Origin of the sequence: Chitinophaga oryzae (assembly GCF_012516375.2) — a bacterium.
GTDB classification, from domain to species: Bacteria; Bacteroidota; Bacteroidia; order Chitinophagales; family Chitinophagaceae; genus Chitinophaga; species Chitinophaga oryzae.
In genome coordinates this window covers 1773556-1798878 of the sequence record NZ_CP051204.2, presented here as the reverse complement: position 1 = coordinate 1798878, position 25323 = coordinate 1773556, and the positions used below count along the sequence as shown (strand labels likewise).

Sequence of the window (25323 nt, the reverse complement as noted above, 5' to 3'; positions counted from 1 at the left end):
TTTTGCCTGCATCTGAAGGATAATCCCTATCTTGCTGCCCTATAGCAGTCAGACTATTTTTGTAACCCGTACCTATAATATGAAACTATTTCACGCTATTATATTCCTGGTTTGTTGTTGCTCCCTGCAGCCCGTACTGGCACAGGATATCCTGGCTAAAAAAGACAGTGTGGCCGCCAAAGTGCAACAGGTACCCGAAAAATTTATTTCCACCGCCAAAAGCAAAGCCGACAAGCTCAATAAACAGGTAACCTCCCGCACCGATAAAGCCCTCAAACGCTTCCTGAAAGAAGAACAGGCCATGCAGAAAAAACTGTCCAAAATAGACAGCCTCGCCGCCAAAAATATATTCACCCGCAGCATCGACTCGCTGGGCAACCTGCAGGCGCGCCTCAAAGGCAAACTGGGGAAAGTAAAGGTACCAGCCGTCCTCTCCCAGCCCGGCGGCCCTTACCTGGACAGCCTGCAGAACTCACTCGCTTTCCTGAAAGGCTCCGGCGACCTGCTCAAACAAACCAAAGGTCTCACCGACAAACTGAACAACGCCAGCAAGTCCATGGACGCCCTCAAGGACAAGCTGCAGCAGGCCGAAGCCATCAAATCGTTTATACGCGAGCGTAAACAGCAGCTGAAAGAACAACTGGCCCAATACACCGGCTTCACCAAAGACCTTCAGAAAATGAACAAGGAAGCCTATTACTATGCCCAGCAACTGAAAGAATACAAAGAAGTCTTCAAGGACAAAAAGAAAGCAGAACAGAAAGCCATGGAGATCATCAAAAAAGTACCCGCTTTTAATGATTTCATGCAGAAACACTCCCAGCTGGCCGGCCTCTTCAACCTGCAAGGCGGCAGCGCTTCCCCACAGGACCTCGCAGGACTGCAAACCCGCTCACAGGTGGAACAGCTCATCCAGCAACGGCTGGGTGGCGGCCCCAATGCAGGCGCCGCTGTCGGTCAACAGATGGCCGAAGCCCGCAGCCGCATGAACGAGCTCAAAAGCAAATTCCCCGACCTGGACAACGCTGCCGACATGCCCAACTTCAAACCGAAAGAACTGAAGACCAAAAGTTTCCTGCAAAGGCTGGAATTCGGCAGTAACATACAGTTCCAGCGCAGCACCAAATTCTTTCCCACCACCAGCGACCTCGCCGGCCAGGTAGCCTATAAGTTCCACAAAAACGGCAGCGCAGGCATTGGCGCATCTTATAAGCTCGGTCTGGGTACCGGCTTCAATGATATCCATTTCAGCGGTCAGGGCGCCAGCATCCGCTCCTTCATCGACTGGAAACTGAAAGGCACTTTCTACCTCAACGGCGGCTATGAACAGAACTTCCAGCCGGACTACCCCGGAGCCAACGAAGGTATCGGTCAGGCCTGGACGCCCAGCGGGCTTATCGGTCTTAGTAAGAAGTATAAGATCAACAGTAAGTTAAAAGGGAATATGATGGTGCTGTTCGACTTTTTGTACAACCAGCATGTGCCGAGAACAGACCCTATTAAGGTGCGGATGGGGTATAATTTTTAGGTGTTGTCAGCGGACTGTTATTACATTCCCCTTCATATCGGTAGATACCCTGAGGGAAAATGCGCCCGCATCACCACCAGCTCTTTCAATGGTATACGTTGACCCAGGCGATAATTTAAAAAGACGCTGTGCAATGGGCTTCCCGTTTTTCTCCACCCGATAGGAAGGCTGAATCGCCTTAAAATCGACATAGGCGGACGGTTCCTCCAGGCTCTCCTAGCTGATGGAAAATTCCTCCTGAACAGCATTGTTCTTCAGATAAACAGCAGAGATACCTTTTGTGTTATCTGAGCGTAACACCTGGTGCTGCACATCAAAATGAAATTTATTGGACAGGCAGCTAGTTAGAAATAGTAGCAAGAGCACTACTATTGGTTTAAACATTGTTTGCATAATTAAGCGCCGATACCGGTTATGTTAAATTGGTCTTTCCACGCACGCGTCATTACATCATATCAATCCTTCCATCACTGACCTTCACATTTATCTAAAAATAATTATTCTACGCCGATTTCTACTTGTCGAGTAAGTCTTTTAAAAATCAGCCAATACCATTCACCAAAAAAACGTATATTCGGGTAATGTATTGAGAATGTTACCCTATCTGTAGTCCCTATACGATTCGTTACCCAAATACCAGCAATATAATTGCGATTACTACAGGTATAGTTCAACACATGCAGCTTTAGCAAAACACCTATACTATTACCAACAGCCCTTTTATTTTTTATTTAAAGCAAGCATTATGTTACGTTATTTTTCCGGGCTATTCCTTTGTGCCGCATTGTCATCCGCACGTGCAGAAGCCCAGTCAGCCCTCAGCGCTGTAAGAGATTCGTTAAAAGTAACCGGCGGAGAAATAGTTATCCGCAACCAAAGCAGACAAGTGCAGGGCTTCCTGTTCAACCAGTCCAACGGCGCCACCACCTTCAGGAAAGCCGGCAAGGGTATTCAGTTCACCGTCGGGCATGCAGGGTTTCCTGTCGCAGGCGACAGCACGTACACCCATCCCGACTTTCAACAGAAAAACATCAAAGTATGGCGCAACGGTTTACTTCAGCACCCCCTGATTGTTGACACAGTAGCAGGCAGGATCACCTTCCGGCCCGCGCTCGTATCACAGGAAACCGTTTATATAGAAGCGCTCAGTACGATCGTCCATGTGAATGCACATTAAAATCCTTTACCATGAACAAACTTATTTTATCCGTTCTTTTCCTGTTAACAGGAATGATTACCCACGCCCAGGCGCCTATCAGCATAGAAAAAGATTCCATTAAAATTCTCAATGCCGAACTGGTACTGAGAAACAAAACCAAAGATGTTAACGGTTATCTTTTTAACACCGGCGACGGCAAAACGCTTTTCAGGAAGCTGGGGCAAACCATCCAGTTCCGGGTGGGAGAGCCCGGGTATCCTGCCGCGGGCGACAGCGTTTATCAACATCCCGCGCTGGCCAACTATTTCATCAAAGTCATGAGGAACGGCTTGCTACAATACCGAAACAATACCAACGGCGTTGGTGTCAATGATCAGAGCGGTAAGATCGTCTTCTATCCGGCGCTGCAGGCCAATGACAAGATATACATCGAAGCGCTGGGCGGCGTGGACCTCTCCCTCGACGGCAGCGATGTGAACATCGGAACACCATCGCCTCCAGGCACGGTGCTGCCCAAAGCCGGCATCCTGGAAAGTGGCAGTAAAGCCTTTATATTACGGTGGGGCACCAACGCCAAAACGTTATACCTCAGCCCGAGGGTGGTGGGTATCGGTTCCTCTACGCTGGCCGGGTATGGCCTCAGCTACCCGGACCGTCTTGGTGACAAAATAAACGCCTGGCTTGTGGCAAATACCTATAACCCTACCTGGGACAACCTGGCCGTTGCCGGTTATAGCAGCAAGGATATACTGCCCGTTCAAAACGGCGGCACCCTGGGGCATAACATAGAAACAGCTATCAGCCTGAACCCGGATTTCATTTTTGTATCGCTGCCTTCAAACGATCCTTCTGCCGGTATAGCCATCAACGAGAGTATCGCCAACCTGAAGAAGGTCGACTCCCTCGCGCAGGCAAAAGGCGTCGTGGTTTTCTTTGAAACCACGCAACCCCGTACCAACTACACTGCTTCGCAACAGGGCATGCTGCGACAGCTGGCCGACAGCATCAGGACACTATGGCCACAGCGATATGTGGAAGGCTTCAAAGACCTTGTTGACCCCACCACTGCTGGCGCCATTCTGCCCGTTTACAACAACGGCGACGGCATCCACCTTACCAGCGCCGGCAACCAGTTTATCGCCAACAACCTTTTTGACAGGTGGCTCGATTATTTTCAGGCTGTCAGAGGCGTGAAGCGGTATGTCATTGATTCTTCGCTGGACAAAAACAGCTGGAGCCAGTTTGCCACAGAACAGGAAGCCAATGTGGTCAAGCGATCGTTTCCCCGGTTTAACAATGCGAAACAGTATTTCCGGGTAAAGGCAGAACTGAAAGATGGTACATCTTCCCCTTACTCCAATATCGCTACGCTGGACGAGAAACAGAACCCTTCTGTTCCCGGCGTAGATGATTACAATTACCGGTTGCTCGTTGACCTTGGCGGCGATGGTATTAATACCCTTAACGGCTCCACTCCCGACGGCAAACCTACCCCTGCGCCCGATACCTGGGGCAAGTACTGGAACAACTGGTATGGTGCGGGCGGCGTGGCCGGCTTCGCCGACAAAGCCGTTATCACCCAACTGAAGACCACTACCAATTCCGCCACCAGGATGAGTGTCCAGTTATTGGGCTTACCGCAGGGCACCTTCGGTTCTTCCGCCACCAAATCCATCAACTACAACGGGTTCAGCGTGCCGATAGGAGACTACCCCTACCAGGCGCTGTATGATAACATGTTCCTGCATTCCTCCATCAATCCGGATGGTATCACCCTGCGTGTGAAGGGGCTCGTTAAAACGAATACCTATTACATTAAACTGTGGGGCGCCCGTCTTGACGACAACGCTACTCCCCGTACGTTACAGGCCAAACTGGGCGAAGAGACCTGGGCTACTGCACAATCAGTGGATACCCGTTATAATCTCAGCGGCACCCCAGACTACAACAGGGCCGTTACGTTCAATGGCATCACCGGCATGGACTCCGTGGACCTGGTGCTGCGTGTAGGCAGCGGCAGCACTTTTGCGCATGTGAGCCTTATCGATATCGGCGTTATGGGCACATTGCCGGTACTTCCGCAGTTGACCCTGCGGGATACCACTACTACGCTGAGCACGATGCAGCTGACCGCAGTGCCCATCAACGGCGCAGTGATGAGCAGTTACCAGTGGAGCCAGGTTTCAGGCCCGAATACGACTACTATCAGCAATGGCAGCAGCGCCACCGCCAGCATCGCCGGGCTGACCAACGGCACCTTTATCTACCAGGTATCCGGCACCACCACTACCGGGGAGGCGTTGAGCACCCAGGCCACCGTGAAAGTGTATCCCAATAACAACGGGAAGAAAACACTGAGAGTACATTTCAGTAAGAACCCTGTCACCCCAATACCGGGTTGGTTCAATGTGTATAACCCTAACATCAACCAACGGGTAACCATGACGGACCCTGTCACCAACTGGACCATCGACAACGTTAGCGATGCCAAAGCTTACTGGTCGTCTTTCTCCGGAGCACAGGCCTCCGATACGGACGGCAGCACCACCAATAACAACAGTGGCGTGGTGCCTGATATCGTGCTCAAAGCATTCTGGTTCAACTATGCCCTGAAGTATACCACCGGCATGGACAATCTTCTTATCAAAGGATTGAACCCGGGTAAGACATATACTATCAAACTGTACGCTTCCCGCAATAGCAGCGCCGGCGGCGCCAGGTATGGCGTGTGGCGTGTAAACGGAGGTCCGGAGTTATTGCAGGATGCAGCGGACAATACTACCCGCGAGGAAGTAGTCACCAACGTAATACCAGACGCATCCGGTAATATCAAATTATCAGTACACTCTCCGTCAGTCACTACCAACGGCGATTTCTCCTATATCAATGCAGTAGTAATACAGGAAAATCCATAAAGTCATTACTAAAAAAATCCCGGTCCGTATGGACCGGGATTTTCATTTACCGCCTAAAATTCAAACTGCCATTGTATTACCGTGACAGGCGTTAGTTTTAGTGAATTATTCATTCTTTATTACTTAACCTAAAAACCTGTCTAGCATGAAACACTCTAATGGTTTCTACATGAGCGCAATCGTCTGTATTGCCTCCTTAACCCTCCTCTTCTCCTCCTGTTCCAAGAAAGACCAAGCACTGAACGACCCAACGCCCGCCCCCACCACCGTAGAAGAAATGAAGAACTACCTGGCCAACCAGGGATTTGATCGCGAGCACATTGTCTTTGAGAAAGACCGCGTTATTATCGAAGACGATATTATTATCACTATTGCAGACCTTCAACAACGTGTTGCCGACTCGAAAGCAGGGCCCAACACAGAACAACGACGTGGCACTTATATTGTCAGCAATGCCTACAACAGCGACATCAAGTTTTACCTTGAGCCCGGCATTCCCGCTGTATGGCAAACAGCCATCAGAGGCGCCATCGCCAACTGGAACGCCGTTAACGGCACCCGTTTGGGAATGTCTATCGTAACCTCTGCCGCAAGTGCCAACACCAGGATTTTCATGGGTTATGAAAACGCCAATTGGATCGCACGAGCCTACCTGCCAGGGTCAGACAGCAGGCCCGGTGTAACCGTTGAAATCAATTCCAAGTACAACACCATGTCTGCCACCCAGCAGTTGTTTGCCATCACCCATGAATTCGGTCATACTATCGGGTTCCACCACACCAACCAGACTTTCGGTACATTAATTCCCGGAACACCGACTTCAGATCCGAATTCTGTGATGAATTCAACCGTACTGCCATGGAATGGATTTACCTCATGGGATGTGCGTGCAACGCAGATATTGTATCCGCAGTAAATTACATTCTGAGATCTAAGACATACTTATCATAATGGTGATACGGGGAACAGCCGATGGCGAAGCCCCGTATTTATATTCATTTCATTGTGTTGAGCGTTGCTAAAACCTCCTCCACTTCGGGAAGATCGAAATAACACAGGTTATTTCTGCCGGGGTTGGGAGCAAGCTCAGCTCAATTGCACATTTTCTCTACTTTTAAACTGTTCGAGTCTAAGTTTAAAGATTTTTTCCAAAAAATACTGCTGATATGTAAACTATGATCAACTGAGAACATAGGCAAATGAACTGGATTAACGCACTAATCACCATCTATTTTCAACTCATCGAGCGTCCACCAAAGATCATCAGAACTACCATAAAACAATACAACACCTCCCGATGCTTGTAATTCAAATAAGCTATTCCTATCAAAAATTCTTGTTAAGTAATGCTGTCCAGTATTATCAGAAGCATTCTCAATAGTAAGGTCCGACTTTTCCCAAGAAAATACCCCCTGTACATGTTCGCATCCAGCAGCTAAAATATACAGCACTTCTTTTTGCTTGGTAAATGATAATCTAATCACCAGCCTCTTGAGCGAGATATGAAAAGTCCATATCTGCGCATAGGCCTCTTTAAATTCACCCAAAGCTTCACTATAATCTTTGTTATCAATAACTTGAATCACACCATTTTTCATTAAAAATTCCCTTTAACATATTAACAATGCTATAGTTAATATAATAACACTATTCGGTTTTTTCCTGTAGACAAAATTTGTAATATCAAAATCAATAAAATCGGCATTTTTAGCTGCCTGACAAAAAGATTCCATAAAGTAGTAACTATCCATAGATGTCCGACCAAAGTCTCCCCGTGTCAAGCCTGCTCTTTGCCAACCTTCCTCCTTCCAGATAATAGCCCCTCTTCTCCAGCGGTTACGCAAATCTTCATCAACACCGATGACTTTCTTGTCCGTCATATCCTCATCCTTATCCTTGACAGTGGTGCCTTTTCCAAACTTGACCCAGTAGGATTTTCCTGATTCAAGCTTTAGATACTACAGTCGGTTTTTTCTTGAAGAAGCTAACGATACCAACATACTTAAAGACCCTAAAATGATGAAGCGGCTTAATGAGATTAATGAACTTTCAGACAGAGACAAAGAGTGTGTATATACTCTCCTGGATGCTTTCCTCGCTAAAGCAAAACCACAAGCGATTCTTAAATGATAAAGCCCAGCCAAGCAATAGCTGATCTTTATCTTATATTTAAAATAACCACTCCTTAATCAGGAATGAAAATACTCAATCAAGTCCATCCAGGTACTCTCCAAATTTATTCCTAAGCCAGAACACATCCTCTTTACTTCCTTGCCACACACTAGAATTAACAATTAAAGAATCTGCTTCTCTTAATGGCATTTTCAGATTTTTAATTAAGAGCATAACAGATTCCATCTGAGTTGCACCCGCATTTTTTAATGCGGTCAACAAAACGTCTAAACTGATTTGACTTCCATCATAAATGGAATCAAAAATATCATCAAATTTATTTATCATTAATCAACCTGTTTTCTTAAGTCAAAGTGAGCTTGCAATCAATCACCTCAGCATTACCATAAGGCATAATAGTATCTCCTAATGGATCACTAAACAATACTGGATTATTCGCAAACCCAGCATACTGACTGATACCAGCTGTCGGTTTCGGGTCTAAATTCCATCTCCTTCCTCTCCTTGGTTCATACTCCCAAAACTGGGCTGTATAAGTATTTTCCGCTCCAGCTATTTCGTCATTCCTCTCCTGCGCATTAAACCGATAACGATAACTCACGCCGTACCCTCCGTACCACCACTACCTTCACCTGGCACACTGCCGCCTTGTCCAGGCGCTTACTCAAAGAACTTCCATAAATATATTCCTTTTTCTTCATTTGTTTTTTTTAGACGAAAGAAAAAAATCCGGGTAGGCGCTCACGCTGTGAGCGCGTTCGTGAGGCGCATTCGCACTTCTAACTATAGCAAAATAGAACATGGAATAAGAGAACCTTCCATTGAGGCTTTAAAGAAGATTGCACGCCTGTTCGGCATGACCATCGATGAACTGGTACACCCGGAAGGTAAAATGCCAAGAAGTAAAAGTGGAGGATAAAACCGTAGCAGAAAAACTACGCCTGATTGAACAGCTCGAAGACGAAGACAGGCAAGCATTGTACCGTATCATCGATACAATGCTTACCAAATCTAAGTTTAAAGATTTCTTCCAAAAAAATATTGCTGATATGTAGAGTCTTATTCATTATTAAAAACCAACACCCCGAATAACACAGTCATGTCAACATTGGTATATATCATTAAATCTCTTTTGTCCCTCAATATTGTATTCGAAAGAATTCTTTCATCGTTTGTTGATTCAAATGACACAATAACCTCATTTAATGCCTGGGCCAATTGAACATTTAAATTTGAACTTTTTTGCCTACGCTTGAAAACTGACAAAAAGTTCTCCCTCTCCAGCTCAAAATAATGATACTCTACCTTCGAATTGGCATCAAAGAATTTGGTTTCTATTTCTTTATATTTAGAAGTAAGTAATTTCCTTACTTTGTTAAGTCTTTCCTTATCTGTCATTATCTACTTTTTTTTGGAGGTAAAACAGCGGCCCCTGTAACAACTCCAGGGACTAAAACTTCTAATTCATCAAACCTGTCTGGCGAAGGAATTAAGCGTGAAATCTTAAATTTTTTCTTTAGCAACACTCCTCCAGATCCGCGTTCGTTAGCCTTCTCAATTGCTGCATCCTCAGATATAGACCAAGAAGTAAATATGCTCTTGGTCTGATCTTCGTTGTGTTTTATAGGATCATTATGCCCACCATTAAGCCCCCAGGGAACCGCCATTCCACGACGAGCATTCGGCATATCAGGATGCCCAGCATACACCCCTCTATAGAGTGTGACTTCTTCCTCATCTCTTTTATCGATAGACCAAACCTCTCTTCTAAGTGGACTACCTATTGGTATCCTCTTTAATGCCTCATCTGTTCTTATTACAGGGTATGACTTTCCGCTCTCATCTTCATAAAACCGTACTTGTCCAGATAGATTTATTCCATGCCGATTCTTCCACGCTTCACTACCTTCAGGGTTTGCCATAGACTGAGGAAGAATAGTAAGGGCCACCGTCATTACTGCAGCTCCTAATGCGGCGCCGCTTCCTTTCGTTACCAACTGTCCAGCAGCGCTAACTGCCATTCTTTTACTAAGTTCGACAGCTCCTTGCCTAACAGCAGTTGCAGTAGCTGGGGCAAAGACTGCCATTCCAGACTTAATTTTCAGAAAGCGGGGTTCACTATGACTAGCAATCAGCTCTAGCCCATCCTGATCCACACCTAAAACGGGGCTGTTACTTGCAAACTGATACGGCGTCAACTCAGGATACTGTTTCGTAATTGGATCTACAGATAAGAACTTAGCAATTCGGGGATCATAGATTCTAAACCCATAATCCTGCTGATTCCCCTCTCCCTTCACTTCATTATCATTCTCCTTCCCGTTAAACCCATACCTATACCCTCCGCTCAAACTCCACTTCCTTCCCACCATCTGCATCCCGAACGGCGCATAATCTACTGTTGAATATACCGTGGCGGCGCTACCTGTTTTCGTATCGGAGATAGTAGCCATCACATTGCCCAGGTGGTTGGACAGTTCATACCGCATCAGGTTCGTCTGTCCCCAGAGCGTGGCGGCGTTGCCGGTAGTACCGCCGCTGACCACCATCTCCGGCATCCACATACCGAGGCGGGAACTGCCGTATAACTGCTGTTCTTTCCAGTAGACCTGGCTACCGCCATTGTCGCTGTAGACGGCGAGCGTGTTGCCCTGTGCATCACGGCTGTACCATGTACGGGTGGTGGCACCATTTTTCTGGAACGCTTTGTAGGTGCGGTTACCGCTGGCATCGTATTTATAAACCAAAGAGCTGTTGTCATCGAACAGGATGCTGCTGATCTTACCGTATAGGTTCCAGCTGACCTTGATACCTGCAGCCTGGTCTTTGACCAGGTTGCCGATGTTATCATAAAGATAATTATCATCGTTCATATTATCTATATCCGATTTGTAGACAGCATCACCCACTGCATCTTTAACATGACGCAACTGGTTGGATACCAGCTTTCCATCGCTATTACGGGGATAATAATAGGTGAGGTTGTCCATAGAGACACTGGTATCGCGGGTACCGTTACGCAGGTACGACAGGATATTGCCATTACCATCGTAGCTGATGTCCTCTTTAAAATCATCCACGGACTGGGCGAAGCCCCAGGTGGTAGTACCTGCCGGCGGCTGGTGCTGCCGCATGCGCACCAGCCTGTTGAGCTGATCGTAGCGGTAACTGTAGCCTACCGGGGCGCCGTTGTTCAACTTACTGAGCGCCAGCGTAGTGCGACTGATATTACCGTTGAACAAATTATGACCGGTGATATCACTCGCGGAAGAGGCATACTTCATCGCCAGCGCGTTGACGGAGTTGTCGATAGGCTTATAGTCGCCGGTAAAGTAATCAAGTGAATAACCCATTACATCCGGAGCGAAAGTACTACGGCCACCCGTGGCGCCGTCCTGCCCCATATCCTGCGCCGGTGTAAGCCCGGTGCCATTGATGCCTTTCAGCCAACCCTGCAGCGTATAGGCATAGTCGATGCCCTGCACCTCTTTACCGATTTCTGTACGGGCCAATGGGCCGTGCAGGTAATACCGGTAGTTGGCATTTCGGTTGGCGCCATTGGAGGAGAATATCTTCCAGCCATCGCCGGCGTGGGTCACATTGCTGTAGGCGCCGATTAATCTGTTTTCCGCATCATATTCATAGTTGTAGAAAAACTGGTCCGGCTTATTATACTGATACCGCACGGCATTCACCTTGCCGCTAACAAGGTCGTAGTTATAGTCGGTCTGCTTCATTTCGTAAAGGCCATACAGTTGCTGCCACAGGGTTTTCACATTACCGATGGCATCATAGCTGTAATAGCTGCCCACTGCGGCCGACTGCGGCGTATCCCGGTACAGGCTGGCGGACACCCGCTTGCGCAGGTTAGCCTGGTCATAGGTGGTCGGCAGTAGCGGCGTATCATAATAGGTATTGGTGATCTGCGATTTAGTACCTGATGCGTCAAAATTACTTAATACCGACTGCGGAATAAAATCAGGGACACCGAGATTAAAGGCGTTTAGCCTTTCCCCTACTTCAGTAATACGCCCTAAGAAATCATAAACGGTATAACTGTACTGGTTAGGCTTCTCTACCTGAACAGCATTACGGGAAGCTACCAGACGGCCTTTATAATCGTACCAGAAATAGCTCATTCCCGCATCGGGGGACCGCTGCTGTACTACCTGGCCCAGGGAGTTATACGCATAGTCGGTGGTCAACCGGTGACGGGGATAAACCGCCAATATCTGCCCTTCTGTAGTACCCTGGCCAGGCACCGTGGTAGGCGATCCGGGCTGCGGCGTATTGAGCCTGGCCCATATCAGGGTGTCCCGCAGCAGCGCCGTGCTGTACGCCGGCGCCATACCCATACACACTTCCTGCGCGTTGGCCGCGATCTCCGCGCCTGACAATTGACGGGTATACACGCGCAACTGTTTCAGATGAGTAAGGTCTGTGGTGAAAGTGGCATTACCATTAGTCCCGATACCGATGGTCCATTCGCAGGCCGTCGGCAGCGGATCTGCCAATGGTGTAAAAGCACGGCCGTTGACGAAAATATTTAGCGCCGCAGAGGGGTCCGATAAATTGGCACCCTGTACCACCACATGTGTAAACTGGCCCAGTGGCAATATCGCGCTCAGGTCTACCGTCACATGCTTGGATGACAGGATATCGACGTTCGTCTGCGAAGGATACGCCAGGTTGTAGATAGATACATTCAGGTATTTATCGCTCTGACAGAGATAGAAATAGATCTTATTGTTGCCCGCCGGTGTGATTACCTGCGATGCGCTGCCATTCTCATTGTGTACCCAGAATTCCACGGAGCGGTTGGCCGTATTGGTAACGGAAGCAGACAGCATGTCCAGCGCCGCCTGCGGGTTTGTATTGACTACAGGACCGTTATAGGAGCAGCTGCTATAATCCACACGGCGTGCCTGGTCGATCCTGTCCAGCACCTGCTGGTCGGTGATGATGTCCACTCCTTCCGGCGGGACCGTACGTACCAGCGAACCTGCCTGATCATAATAATACAGCGTATAGTGATAATGCTGCTGCGATGTTTCCAGCGTGACTTTCGGCTGAACGCCACCGCACAACAATACATATTCATTGCGGAACGCCCGCCGCACGGAATCCACATACGTAGCATATAACCGGGAAGCACCGGCCACTGCACCGTCTGTCAGCTCCAACATGCATTGGTAAGGGGTTGCAGGCACCGCATCATATACCGGGTTGTTACACAATATCTCCTGAGGAGCGCTTTCCAACTTTTGCCGATAGGTCTGGTATTCTAAATAACTAAGAGTGAAGCCAAACCGCTGATTCATGAAGTTGCGGTATACATCCTCATAATTAACATGCGATGTATTGGGCGACCCACCAAAAGCAGTATTAAAAGCCGCGTGTGCTGTATTAAAAGTTGCGGCGCTGATCCAGCCGCTGGCATTACCATCCAGGAATACAGGCAGTTTCATCTCCCTGTCCAACAGGTGGCGGCAGTTGCTACAGCCTTTCACCAATGCATTGAGTTCAGGCTCCGTCAGCGTCATATTAGCGCCGAATTTCGCTACCAGGAAGTTGTATAGGGTGGCAGCTGGCTGAGTACTGTTCTTTTCTGTAATGTAAGCATTCAGGCGGGTACAGATCCCCCCGTCGGTGTTACTGATTAGTCTTGCCACACTTTGAACGGGTGTCTCGTACGGATATAAAGCATCCTGCACCCATGGATTAACGTCAAGACTAAAGGTTCCCAGATAGCGGCGCATTACCTGTTCAAAGGTCGCATCACCATCTGCATTTACCCTGCCTGGCCGTACGGAGCTGGACCCGTTTATATGCGCACTGTCGCCACCATTGCGGCATACTTCTTCCAAACGGGCGCGAAGTAACACCTGTTTATCGGGAGGCAGACTGGTAAACTGCGTTGATAGCGCCGTTAACAGGCTTTGTACATTAGCAGCACAAGACCGGCTCAGATGGAGCCTCATGGAATCCTTCCCTGCATTCAGGCTGGAATCGAGATTCACAGATGCAGCGGCCTTATACGCCAGATTGTTTACATGGGAAATTTTCCCTTTAAAAGCGGCAGGACATGCAGAATCAGGATCTACAATATACCCGGTACAGCTTAACTCCAGGGTCCTGTAAGGATTCGATGGTAAAATGACGATCTTCCTGGTAGGAGAATTATAAGTAAAAAGTTCTGTATCCACTAACGTCGGTGTTCCACCCGGATCAAACAGATTCACGATAAGCGTAATACCCTTGGGAATAGGTGGTCCACTTACTTTCTCCAGGTAGCATAACGGATGAATATCGTCCGGTGGCGTAAACTCATAGTAACTGAACATGCTGACATCAAACTGTGCGCAAAGATCCGCCACGCTGGCCGTGCTACCCTTGGACACTCCCGGATACCCGCCCACTACACACTGTCCTTTACATGGCCCTTCATTCCTGAACTGCTGGTAGTATTTTTCTTTTAACTGAAGATAATATTCCACGTATTGCTGCCATTCTCTGTCAGGCACGCGGCAGGAGGCAGCAGGCGCACAATTATTCCAGCGGTGATCCCCGTAACCGGTACCATTGGCATTAGTGGTACCCAGAGAGTCGGCACAATACAACTGATAATCTACGTAGGCACTGAGATGTTTATTGTTCAAACGGTTATCAGTTACCCCCAATATATTTCTGGAGTAATTATTCAGGTCCGCCCTAAATGCGTCCACCTTCGAACTTCCCGGCCCTTTGAAAAAAGGGTCCGCATCTACCAGCCAGTCGCCATTTGTATAACTATACTGCTTTCCGGGCGCTACCACCGGTATATCTGCAGCACTGGTATGTATCTCGCGTAAACGTTGATCCCATCCGATATAGGAGCTGTTATTCCGGCAATAGGTTAACGCACAGTATTCCGGATGATAAATGATAAACTTCGCGGCCCATTCCGGCTTCCAATAGCGCCTTACCAATGCCCAGCCAAAGCCGGCATCATGCGGACTAATATAGCTACCGTCTTCCAGTTCAATTTTCTCTCTTTCATACTCAGCCGAACCTTGCGCCTGCACCGGAAAAACAGTCCGCCAGTAATTAAATACAACATTGACCGCTGAGTCCTGTGGCGTACCGTCTTCTTTAAACAGCGCAAACTGCCCTCCCGGCGTTACATCTGCTTTCAGCGCACGTTCCAGCCTGTCGCACGGGGAAGCCATACAGCTCGCCCGCAACGTCTGACAGTTGGCATACAACGCATCATACAACCCCTGCGCCCAGGTGTTAACAGCTGCCGCGTTGGTGGTTACGTCCACGCCGTTACGTTGCAGCCGGTCGCGTAGCGCGTTCACGAAATCAGTCTTCTGTCCGAGGGTAGTTTTACAGGTAGTGCACTCCGCGAAACAACCACTAAAGTCCTCTTTGGCCAGCGCCTCCATCACAAACTGAAAATGTGTTTTCAGGTTGGTATTACGGGTGATGAAATCTTCGGTATACGCAGCGATCACTTTAGGGTTCAGCGCCAACTCAAACGTAATGTAATACTCACCTACCTTGTTGACAGGCACGGCGATAGTACTGGCATAATCCGCAGTGGCGCTGCAATCCGACAACTCTTTGCCGGTCTTCACATTGGTCATCTCCACCAGCTTATTGTTACAGTCGTCCGCTACCACTACCTTCAGTTCATAATAACAATTGCTGCAGATGCTGACGCCATTCTGCTGATACCGTTTGATAAGGCTCGGCATACTGAACTTCAGGTTGTCTGTAACATTCGGTACGGAAGCGAGGTAAGTTGTGGATGCCGTGAGCTTCAGCAGCTGCGGGTCAAATACAAAACGGCCGGGCTGCAGCAACGTAACAGTAGACCGCACCGCTGCCGGACGGGATGCCAGCGGCAGCAGGCTGGTATTCGGATTGGTACCGGTCAGCGCTGTGGCCACCGTTTTACCGGCAGCATTCTGATAACTGATAGAGACTTCTCCATTGGGGTCTACCACCATATTTTTCAGATAGTGATTCGCATAACCGGCATCGTTGCCAAACAGGCGGTCCAGCTCCCACTGCTCCGGTTTACCGTAATAGTAACGGGTAGCGTGACTGTTGGCTGGAATAGGATCTGGTTGCAGCGCAGGGCCCACGCCTCCCTGTTGACTGATACGACCGGTATTGTCCGGCGTATAGGAAGTGATGGCCAGCGGATACCCTTCTGCATCTGGAATGTATTTTCTGAAATCACCACCCAGCGTCTGATTGGCAGGTGAATAATAATAGGCGGCTCCGCTGGAAGTGTTCAGCGGGTCCGGCTTCCCGATACAGTTACCGGTCAGCCCCTTGAAAATATTGGCGGCGGTATAAGCGCCGCCGCTCGTGTTTTTGTTGAGCAGCGGGTAATAATCAATTTTATTGGCTGCCAGCGGGGCGGGCAGGATACTGGCCACCGGCCGGCCAAACTGGTCCAGCACGGATTCCGCCGCTACCGCCACCTGGTCGCTGTTGTTCAGCGTCACCGTCTGGCGGTTACGCAGCGTACCATCGAGATAACTCATCACTTCCTTACGCTTACCATCTTCCGCGAAGCTGATACTATACTGCCAGTTCAGTCCCGGCCGGTGCCAGGCGGCATCCAGCGCAATAATACCTGGCTGTTGCACGCCATCCAGCTTACAGGTGTACACCCAAGGGCCTTCCGTTCTGAACTGACCGCTTTCATCGACGGTACGGATACGCACCAACAGGAATTTGTACTGCTGGGTGACCGGGATGCGGTAACTGTTCTCCATCACCGTCACCCGGCTGGAGTTATTACGGAAAATGATGGCCAGCGTCGCCTCCGGCTGATTAGGATTCTGCTCCAGTGAACGGCCAATGGTCGACTCTTCATCCACAAACGTCCATTCCAGGTCAAACTTCTGGGCGCCGTTGGCATCCCAGCTAATCTGCACCTGTCCCGCGCCGGCGCTGGCATTGGCGGCCGCAAAAGCAGCCATGGTGGTTTCGGTCGACGCGCGCGCAGGCACCATGGACACCACCGGCTCCAGCGTATGCTCTTTCTGCGGCAGGTAATCCCGGTTAACGACCACCTGCGCTTTCAGCAAAAATACCGGGGGCAGCTCTCCCAGCTCGGCGCTGCTGATATCATTAATGGTGATCTTTATTTTGTACGCGTTCTTAAAATCATATTGGTCAGACAGCTGGTACACCGCGCCCACCGCCGTATCATAACGGATGGTCAGCGGTATATGAGGCAGGGTAATAGGGTTATCCTGCCCAGGACTGCTCCAGTATTCTATTTTAAGATCAATCTTACAGGAGAAGTTCTTGCCGAACGTTACCAGCGTATCAGGGTTAACGGTAAAGGTGATACGGTCCAGCACTCCATAGTTCCGGATCATTTGCCAGTCATAGGCAGGATTTTCGAACTTCTCATCCTTTACCAGCAGCGTATCTCCTTTTTTCAGTTTCCCTGAAAGCTGCTGCTGATAAGGCTCAATGGCTGCATGGGCAGCGCCTGCCCATAACAGCAGCAACGCTGTTACCAGGCAGGAAACCCATGTTTTCATATTGCGGTATAGGGACATATCTTCGGATTAACAATTAAAGCTTATTGATCAATTCATAATGACGGTAATCACCGGCCGGCTGCAGGGAAGACTTATTCCCCCCCAGGTAAGTATGTGCCTGCAACAACCCGTCGGGAACATACCCCTCTTTCCAGGTATCCAGCGTGATACGCATCTCCCGGTCCATCTCCTCATTCAGCGGATCGTCCAGGTTAGTCATTCGCATATAAAGCTCCCGGAGCGATACAGCGGAAGGATCGAATACAAACCGGTACTCCTTGCAGGAAGCGTGATTGGCGCAACGCAAGCTCACCACGGAGTCCTGTCCGCTGACACTGCCCGTTACCCGGTAGTTTTCACTTTCCCAGATTTTCATCAGTGTATCTACAGGCAGCTGAAAAGGCGCTACCAGCTTCTTCGGCGGAGACACAATGATCTTTTCCGCCTGATGGCTGATGGTAATGAACCGGTCTTTCAGCGACACCATCTCCACATCTCCCAGCTGGTAGTACAACTCATCACCGTTACGGCAAAAGCGGAAAGACTGGTGCATGTCAGCGGTACTGTCTGCCGGGTCCATAGCACGGATGCTGCCGCTCATGAACAACCTACGGCAGGTGTCTATATGGGCATACAGGTTAAACACGGAGGTCATTATCGCTTTTTCTTCCTGCGAAAAATGATATTCTGTCCACACGGCCGTATTATCCGCCGGCGCTTTCGGCGCCTGTTCAAATACCGGTGAAGAAGCCACCGCTATGACTACACCAGCCATGAGGGTCAACGGGAGAAAAGTTTTAACCAACAACAAGATCTTTTTCATATCCTGATAATTTCCTTTTTATTAATTCGCTTTTCTGAAAGCTGATCTGGTTTCTTTCAGTGTCATAATGCCTCTTTCTGTTTCTTTCTTCACCCGCACCAGCGTTCCTTCTTCATCGTATTCATAAAAAGTGGCGTAATTGTTTTCATCCATTTCGGCTGCCAGCTTCAGCGCTTTGTTATCATAAGCGAAAGTTTTGATGTTGCCGTTGTCCGGGAAGATGCGGATATCGTCTATCAACAGGTTAGTGGCGCCTGAAATATTGAGTTGCAACTGCGTCGCCGTGCTTTCGACATTGATCGTACCCTCCATCAGTTTCCAGCCTTCCACCACTGCCTTTTTCGCCAGGGGAACATTGGTTTGATAATTTATTCCGGCAACTGTGACAGTTATATTAGGATTGCTGGCAGGGGCCGCCTTGTCCTTTACCCATACAGAAAGTATATACTTCCCGCCGGGCCCCGGTTGGAAACCATCTTCATACAAACCCGGGCCAGGCTTGCGTATATATTGACCCAGGCCATCCAGGGCAGTGTAGTTACCGTAACCCGGTTTCTTTTCTACCTGGTGCACTTTCGCGGTCAGTATCAACGGCTTGTCCAATTGCATGGAAAACAACCCGGTATGCGACTCATTGCTCACGATAGTAGCGCCGGTATTCCGCAGGCTAAAGCTATCCTTATTACAGCCGGGGCTGGCATAACAGAGATAGTAGAACTGATGATCTTCAAAACCATCATAGAAAATTTCGCGTTTGCGGGCGTTGCTGGCCACCGCCAGTGGCACCGCGCCATCATAGCCGTATAACACGCTGCTGTAGCGTAACAGCGCGTCTTTATTCTCCAGCTCCTGCCCGTATTTATCGTACGCGGTCACATAACGGCTGCTGGTCCATCGGGAGGTTAACTGCGTCCATGCACTCCATGGACTGCCTGCACCATAAAACCAGTAAGGCATAAAATCTCTATAGTAGCCGCTGGTACGGAGATTTAAGCCTCCTCCCTGGTTGGCAAATATTTGCTGGTCTTCCCGGTTCACCAGGTAAGCCTTCTCTTCTGAAGGCCGCCAGTTGCCCAATATGCCAAACAGGTACGGGTTGATGGCAGTAACCACATCACAGGAAAAAGGATATTGTTTGGAACAATCCAGTGTCAGGTATGCGCCGTTACAGGAATAACGCATCTCCCGGATACTTCCGTCGGGGTTACTGATAAAAGAATTGTAAGGTTTTCCTTGTGTCAGCTGTTTGGTGTTAAACAATATTTTTGTTTCAGCAAGATAGCGCTCCATACCGTACAACTCATCGGGTGTAGCGTTATAGAGTTCCACTCCCAAATGTGCATCACCGTAGTCGGAACTCCCGTTATTCGTATTGTTAAAAACGACTTTCAAAGCATGAGAACCTGCGGACAGGGTTACAGGTACCACATGCCAATATCTGTAGTCTTCTGCTACAGGATTGGAACCCCTATCGATGGTCAGCACGCCATCCACATACAGCCGCATCAGGTTGTCTACACCATAGCCAATCGCATATGTTTTGGATTCAGGGACTGTCACGCAGGTCTCGATTCCCAGCCAGGTGTCATGCAGGGCGTACTCCGCCCCTTTCAGCCAAACGCTGGTTGCATTCAGGCGTCCGCAAACAGTTGCCTGACAATCGCCACTCGCGGCAAGCGGAGCAATGATGGGTTGAGCGGTGGCGGTTTTCATCAAACCTAATCCGCCACAGTCACCTCCCCAAAATTGGTTTTTCTTCCCGGCGGTCCACTGCCCGTTAACTAACTTAAAGGTTGCCCCTTCCGAACCATTGCTCGTAGAAGATGCCATACACTCCAGCTTCAGCGTATCATTCGGGTTTTCATCCAGCAGCTTGATACAGGCCGTCCCATCCGGACTGGGAACATATCCTCCCGGGCAACAAACAGGCGCATTCCATTCTTCTTCAAACAATACGGTTTTGGCATCGAGCACCTGGTACACATTCGCCGCATTGGAGGTACTGGTCAGTACACCCAGTCTATTGCCTGCCACAGGATTTTTTAAACATAATAAAGTAGCTGTGGTAGCCGCTGTCTGGTTACGGTAACCCGAACGCAGTATCCGTACTTTGCCACTGTAGTTTTTCACTACCTGCCCGGCATCATTGATCAACCGGAACTGCTTATCTGAGCCATTCTGCACAGGCGAATGGATCACCCACAACCGCTGGCCGCTCACCTGCGCAAACAGTTCATCACCGGCAGTAAAGTAGGCCTTATTGGAAGTGATCACACCATTGGCATCTGTGCCCATGAACAACAACGTCTGAATGTTGCGATAGGCGCCACCCATCTTGTTATACACCCAATAGGCAGGCATATTAACACTGTACACAGGATCACCGAACTCATTGGTGGTACTGGTCACCACCGGTTCGCCGGTATTCCGGTCAAACACCAGGTTAGCAGATGTCACAGAAGAGCCATTTACGGTCTTGACTACACGGTCTACGATCGCAGTTTGCTGGATCGTTTTTAAGGTAGACGCAGAACGGAACAATTTATAGTTATCGTTTTCCTTGCGTGGCCAGTGCGGTATGGGCAATGGGAACCAGATAAAGGGAATGATATCTAACCCCAGGTGGATAGAAGTCCCCTGGTCGATACTCTCCTGTTCCCGCATATCGGTCATCATTTCTATCTCACGGCCCAGCATTTCCTCCTGGTTGATCACCCCGTTTTCGTTGATGGTGGCCACGGTACTGTTGAGCCGCAGCTTACCACCGTCCAGCGGGGATGTTTTATAATAGATAACATTGGAAGATATCTCGGCACCCGACTGATTAAAAATTCTTTCCGCCTTGGGCTTACCATGCATATCATTCAACCATACCACATACCCTTGTGACATCGCCAGTTCATATACCTGCGAACCGCCGGTAAACGATGCCCATCCGGAAGGACCATGACGTCTGGCATCGGGTTTGGCATCCGCCTCCACGATCACAGGAAAATCTTTTGCCGTGTAAAACTCGTGCTGCGTCCATCCGGTGAGCGCCTTTGGATCAGCATCTCCGTTAGCATCCAGCTGGCGCACCACCACGTTGCGATAGCCCACCTGCGGCGAAGGGAACAACGACTCTCCAAAGGGCTCTTCCAAATAGAAATAGTTGGTGAGGGCCCCTTTCGACTCCTGGCTGTAAGGCACAGGCATGCGCATAGGATTTTCATCAGCGCCGGTGTAGGGCTCATAGGCCGCCACACCGCTGCTGATGGTCTTACCGTTTTCTGTGATACGGTATTCATACTGCTGTCCATAGGTGGCGGAAGGAGCAGCGGTCCCTGTCAGGAGAGACCAGTTATCTCTGATACGCACCCTTTTCACGCGTGCGGCGCCGCCGAGCTTAATACCATTGCCTTTGGCCATCCGGACAAAACTCTTGCTGAGATCCACTTTGGAGGCAAATCGTTTCCGCATGGCACGTTCATAGAAGTTCTGACGCAGCTCCGCCAGGTTGCCGATAGCGCTCACCAGGGCGGACAGTGCTTCCTCGATACCTACGTCCTGGGATATACGGTTTTTATACCCCGGATAGGCATACATCGGATATTCCAGCTTCATCTTCTGCCAGGCAGCCATGGTAAACGGGTTTACCGTCACCCGTCCCTCTGTCCTGTCTTTAAAGAGAATATTGTAGGTACCGTCATGATTGTCCCTGATTTTTGTCACTTCCGCATAACACGAGACGAAATCGAAGTCTTCTTTTCCACCCGTAGCCGGATGGTCCGTGACATTGACATACAGCCGTGCATAAAGATCATTGCGGCCCCCCATATAGTCGGCTACGAAATTCCGCAAGATAGCGGCATCATTATCGCCCCGCAATGGTCCGGGCGCATCTACCCTGAAGCCGTGAGCCAGCGCCAGATCGCTGGTGGTTGTGCCGGTGCTGTCTGTAATCAGGTTTTTTATTCCGTTCATGACCATGGCCGGCCGGTCCTGCACATAGGCATAATCTCCTGCCTCATAGTCCACTTCTATTTCTCCGCCGGTGGGCAGTTTAACCTTCTTCAGGTTCCATCCGTTTGCATTTCTGTTAGCAATTACGGGGTTCTGCACGGCATACGGGAATTCATCGTTGAACATATTCTCGAAACCAAAAGACGCGTTATCATGCTTCGCTTTGAAATTACCCCAACGGTCGGAAGACATGTTTTTATAGCCGGAAACATTGTGATATTCGAAGACGTACGGATGGTGTTTTCCGCGGGTGGAGTTATTGTACGTGAAATACAATGAATCCAGCGTGAGCTTTCCGCCGCCGTTGACATTGTTGGGCGCCTGCGGACATAAATTGTAGTTATATCGCAACACCACCGTTTTAATCGGCGTTAACGGGTCGCTTTTGGAATACAGGCGGATCTCGGAGAGCCGTCGCTGCTGGGCATTGGCATCATTCCTTGTACCATACAGATTAGCAACGCCCCTGGCGTCGTCCCTGTTCTCCGTAAAAAAATAAACGATCTTGGTTTTAGTTTCGATGGAGTGCAGGTACCATATTTCTTTCTCTCCGTATACAACATTGCCTTTATCATCGGCGCCGTCAGCCTGCTGCCCGCGGCTGTATTGCGCCTTACCAGCTTCCACCGGTGTTCTCCACTTATAGGTGTCTGGCAACCTGGAATAGTTGAACTTGATGGCCGTACCCGGATCGTCCGGCGTAATACCATCGTTATTCAGGTCCACATAATCAGGGCTCAGCAGCTGCGTCAGCAGATAAGAGGCGGCATAAGCCGGCTGGCTGTCGCGCTGGTAGAAGTAATCCCGGCCATAATTATGTTTAAAGCCATTTTCTCCGTCCATTTCCACCGGGATAAGGCTTATCCCGGTATCCGGTTTGTTTTGCGGGTTTACGGCAAACGTATATTCGTCTTGTCTTATATTGTATACCGGCACACCATATACAGCCCGTTTCCCGTCCGGCTCCGTTACCGTGATCTCTCCGATATGATGGGGCTTGCGGTAACCTATCACCCGGGACATGTTCACAGGGTTCGTTGGCCCGCAAGACGGTATGCCCGATGAAGGCGTTAATAAGGGGAAAGACTGTAAGGAAGGCCGGTTCTTTGTCCGGCTGAGCTCTCCCGCCGTCATATAACTCACAACGGTATTACGCATCTGACGACCGGTCTTCTTCAGCTCTCCGCTGACAGGCGTTGCATTGCCCTGTTTATCTTTCAGCTGTCCTAACGCCGTCCTGTTCCTCAACGGAACGGAAACCACCTCGCTGCCTTTTATTTTAGCAGTAAACCCGGCATCTTCAGCTGTCTGTTCACCCATCACTTTGAAATAGGCCTGTTCTTCGGTGGAATCGGTGCCGGTGAGCTTATAGTCAGATACCGGCAGGAAAGCGTTGTCTCTTTTCCATTTGCTGGTAGTATTGGTGATCTGCTGATCATAGAATGCGATACCGCCGTGGAAATAAGCGCCGGCGCCGTATTCCATGGACAGAGAATTATTGCTGGCAACGTCTGTGGCATAGTTGTCAAACATCACACCGGCGTTGCCCCTGTTCAGCCTGAACTGGCCGCTGCCGGCCTGGTTGGTGTAGGAAAACACGTCCGGCGTAGCAATAGGCAACGGCAGATTAGGCAGGTTAGGGATCACCGGGTTTTCTTTCTCCCGCTGAAAATCCATTACTGCCTCCTGTACATTCGTACCCTTGTCGGCATACAGAAAACCATAGGCTTTCGTTTTCTTAACGGCATCCAGGACTTCCGATTTGGTTTTATACCCCGTAAGACCGAAGCCACTGAAGATACCCCAGCCATTAGGACCAAAATCCAGCGAGAAAGAACCGTTGGTAGACTTATATCCAATGTTCACTTTAGGATTGAAAGGCGGCGTATTGTAACCGTATATACGCTTCGGCCCGAAATCATTCTTACCAACCGTAAAGGAAGTACCCAACGTCAGCTCCTTAATACCTTCACGGGTGTTGTAACTTAAACTGGCAGAATATCCTACAGAGATATTACCACGATAACCTTTCAGGAAATTGGCATCAAGCGACAACCCTGTTTCAGTAGATACGCCGCTGTTGGTATTCGAGTTTACGCCCACATTCATATTCAGGCCGCCACTCAGCATTCCCGAGTTCATCAGCTGCAGACCCAGCCCGGCATTGGCGCCAAATTCCGCTCCCATGCCCAGGTAGTTGTCACTGAAAACACCTACGGAGACAGAGCCTCCCAGTTTAATGATGTTACCGCCAAACACTTCCATTCTGACGGTACCTCTGCCGCCGTAGGAAATCTTGGGTTTGGTATAGTGTTCTGTCATGATCTGGTCTCCTCCCATATCATCCGGCAAACCGCGCAACTGGCGGTTAATAGCGCCCACGTTGAGGTTCCAGCCAAGGCCCACCCAGCTGGCTTCATCGTCCATACCGGCGCCGGAGACATAATTGAGGTTAATAGGATATCCGTCCACATCCAGCAGCGGGATATTGTATTTAAATCCTCCGGTGAACAGGTCCACCATATCGTTGGCGCCATAGGGAGAAAACTGGGTATGCTCCGGCTGTACCGGTCCGGATGTTAATGCCAGCGCTCTTAAAGGCAGTACGGTTTCCATCACTATCAGCGAAAGGAAAAACAACGCCAGCGCTCTTTTTACTTTGATATTTTTTATCATCATAGCCTGCAGCTTAGAGAGTCTGATTGTAACAATGAATTTATTTTCAGGGGGAAGACCAATCGCGTGGTAGTGAACACCTGGTCTTTAAATATCAGGGCGGCGGTCCGCTTCTTTTCCAGCGCCGGTCGCTGCCAGGTAACCAGGTATTCGACACCGCCCATATTACCGTTGGCGATACGTTGCGCGATCACCGGCGACAAAGTATCTTCATCGGCTACCAGCTGAAAAACTTCTTCCAGTCCGTAGTTGGCTGCCTGCTGTGCGCTCTTCTCTTTCATACCCGGTTTATCAGCACGGATATGGACCTTAAACGACAGCTCACTATCCGCTTCAGCAACTTCCGGCGTACCGGGGTGGTCCCAGCAACGCGGCAGATAAGTACAGGTGACTACAGTGCCGCCTATGTTTTTTTCGGTCACCAGTCCGGTGTTGGTATCCTGCATCATCGTTTGCAGCTGTTGCCGGTTACTGTTGCCGCAGCCTGCGATCAACAGCGTGATGATGATCATTCTTTTTTTCATATGCAGCCG

14 protein-coding genes are annotated in these 25323 nt (G+C 49.3%); 6 read left to right on the top strand and 8 right to left on the bottom strand.

Annotated features, from left to right (window positions below; translation table 11 throughout):
- The first annotated feature begins 79 nt into the window (after positions 1 to 79).
- The 4 genes from HF324_RS07475 (at position 80) to HF324_RS07460 (ending at position 6518) form a co-directional block, all read left to right on the top strand.
- On the top strand, positions 80 to 1528 hold the full coding sequence (locus tag HF324_RS07475) for a coiled-coil domain-containing protein (protein ID WP_168862218.1): 1449 nt from the start codon (positions 80 to 82) through the stop codon (positions 1526 to 1528).
- Between the two features lie 745 nt (positions 1529 to 2273).
- Positions 2274 to 2705, top strand: a complete 432-nt coding sequence (locus HF324_RS07470) for a hypothetical protein (protein ID WP_168862217.1) — start codon at positions 2274 to 2276, stop codon at positions 2703 to 2705.
- Between the two features lie 11 nt (positions 2706 to 2716).
- Entirely contained in the window at positions 2717 to 5602 is a 2886-nt protein-coding gene (locus HF324_RS07465; RefSeq protein WP_168862216.1) for an SGNH/GDSL hydrolase family protein, read from the top strand.
- Between the two features lie 145 nt (positions 5603 to 5747).
- Positions 5748 to 6518, top strand: coding sequence for a M57 family metalloprotease (locus tag HF324_RS07460; RefSeq protein WP_168810985.1), 771 nt, complete (start codon positions 5748 to 5750; stop codon positions 6516 to 6518).
- A gap of 301 nt (positions 6519 to 6819) precedes the next feature.
- Here the strand turns inward: HF324_RS07460 and HF324_RS07455 are convergent, their stop codons facing one another.
- The 3 genes from HF324_RS07455 to HF324_RS07445 form a co-directional block, all read right to left on the bottom strand.
- A complete protein-coding gene (locus HF324_RS07455) occupies positions 6820 to 7200 on the bottom strand; it encodes a hypothetical protein (RefSeq protein WP_168862215.1) in 381 nt (126 codons plus the stop codon).
- A gap of 12 nt (positions 7201 to 7212) precedes the next feature.
- Positions 7213 to 7482: a hypothetical protein gene (locus tag HF324_RS07450; protein WP_168862214.1), complete on the bottom strand. Its 270-nt coding sequence runs from the start codon at positions 7480 to 7482 to the stop codon at positions 7213 to 7215.
- Between the two features lie 325 nt (positions 7483 to 7807).
- Positions 7808 to 8062: a hypothetical protein gene (locus tag HF324_RS07445; protein ID WP_168862213.1), complete on the bottom strand. Its 255-nt coding sequence runs from the start codon at positions 8060 to 8062 to the stop codon at positions 7808 to 7810.
- A gap of 421 nt (positions 8063 to 8483) precedes the next feature.
- On the opposite strand from HF324_RS07445, the gene HF324_RS33850 reads away from it, so the two are divergent.
- Together HF324_RS33850 and HF324_RS07435 are read left to right on the top strand one after the other, a co-directional pair.
- Positions 8484 to 8654, top strand: a complete 171-nt coding sequence (locus HF324_RS33850) for a helix-turn-helix domain-containing protein (RefSeq protein WP_220101283.1) — start codon at positions 8484 to 8486, stop codon at positions 8652 to 8654.
- Complete coding sequence (locus HF324_RS07435) at positions 8644 to 8790, top strand: hypothetical protein (RefSeq protein WP_168862212.1); 147 nt, start codon at positions 8644 to 8646, stop codon at positions 8788 to 8790. The genes HF324_RS33850 and HF324_RS07435 overlap by 11 nt, the downstream gene beginning before the upstream one ends.
- Positions 8791 to 8794: 4 nt before the next feature.
- Here the strand turns inward: HF324_RS07435 and HF324_RS07430 are convergent, their stop codons facing one another.
- Genes HF324_RS07430 through HF324_RS07410 form a run of 5 tightly spaced genes read right to left on the bottom strand, consistent with a single transcriptional unit; the run spans position 8795 to position 25314 of the window.
- Positions 8795 to 9133, bottom strand: a complete 339-nt coding sequence (locus HF324_RS07430) for a hypothetical protein (protein WP_168862211.1) — start codon at positions 9131 to 9133, stop codon at positions 8795 to 8797.
- The gene (locus HF324_RS07425; protein ID WP_168862210.1) at positions 9133 to 17289 is read right to left on the bottom strand and encodes an RHS repeat domain-containing protein; all 8157 of its coding nucleotides are present in this window, start codon (positions 17287 to 17289) and stop codon (positions 9133 to 9135) included. Before HF324_RS07425 ends, HF324_RS07430 begins: the two co-directional genes overlap by 1 nt.
- A 34-nt stretch (positions 17290 to 17323) precedes the next feature.
- Positions 17324 to 18112, bottom strand: a complete 789-nt coding sequence (locus HF324_RS07420; protein ID WP_168862209.1) for a hypothetical protein — start codon at positions 18110 to 18112, stop codon at positions 17324 to 17326.
- 21 nt (positions 18113 to 18133) lie between these two features.
- Complete coding sequence (locus HF324_RS07415) at positions 18134 to 24793, bottom strand: PA14 domain-containing protein (RefSeq protein WP_168862208.1); 6660 nt, start codon at positions 24791 to 24793, stop codon at positions 18134 to 18136.
- Positions 24790 to 25314, bottom strand: coding sequence for a hypothetical protein (locus HF324_RS07410; protein ID WP_168810958.1), 525 nt, complete (start codon positions 25312 to 25314; stop codon positions 24790 to 24792). The genes HF324_RS07415 and HF324_RS07410 overlap by 4 nt, the downstream gene beginning before the upstream one ends.
- Between the last annotated feature and the right edge of the window lie 9 nt (positions 25315 to 25323).

Coding starts and splice junctions, on each gene's coding strand:
- HF324_RS07445 (WP_168862213.1), bottom strand. CDS start 8,062: ATGATAAATAAATTTGATGATATTTTTGATTCCATTTATGATGGAAGT.
- HF324_RS07475 (WP_168862218.1), top strand. CDS start 80: ATGAAACTATTTCACGCTATTATATTCCTGGTTTGTTGTTGCTCCCTG.
- HF324_RS07410 (WP_168810958.1), bottom strand. CDS start 25,314: ATGAAAAAAAGAATGATCATCATCACGCTGTTGATCGCAGGCTGCGGC.
- HF324_RS07470 (WP_168862217.1), top strand. CDS start 2,274: ATGTTACGTTATTTTTCCGGGCTATTCCTTTGTGCCGCATTGTCATCC.
- HF324_RS07450 (WP_168862214.1), bottom strand. CDS start 7,482: ATGACGGACAAGAAAGTCATCGGTGTTGATGAAGATTTGCGTAACCGC.
- HF324_RS07420 (WP_168862209.1), bottom strand. CDS start 18,112: ATGAAAAAGATCTTGTTGTTGGTTAAAACTTTTCTCCCGTTGACCCTC.
- HF324_RS07455 (WP_168862215.1), bottom strand. CDS start 7,200: ATGAAAAATGGTGTGATTCAAGTTATTGATAACAAAGATTATAGTGAA.
- HF324_RS07425 (WP_168862210.1), bottom strand. CDS start 17,289: ATGAAAACATGGGTTTCCTGCCTGGTAACAGCGTTGCTGCTGTTATGG.
- HF324_RS07430 (WP_168862211.1), bottom strand. CDS start 9,133: ATGACAGATAAGGAAAGACTTAACAAAGTAAGGAAATTACTTACTTCT.
- HF324_RS07415 (WP_168862208.1), bottom strand. CDS start 24,793: ATGATGATAAAAAATATCAAAGTAAAAAGAGCGCTGGCGTTGTTTTTC.
- HF324_RS07465 (WP_168862216.1), top strand. CDS start 2,717: ATGAACAAACTTATTTTATCCGTTCTTTTCCTGTTAACAGGAATGATT.
- HF324_RS07460 (WP_168810985.1), top strand. CDS start 5,748: ATGAAACACTCTAATGGTTTCTACATGAGCGCAATCGTCTGTATTGCC.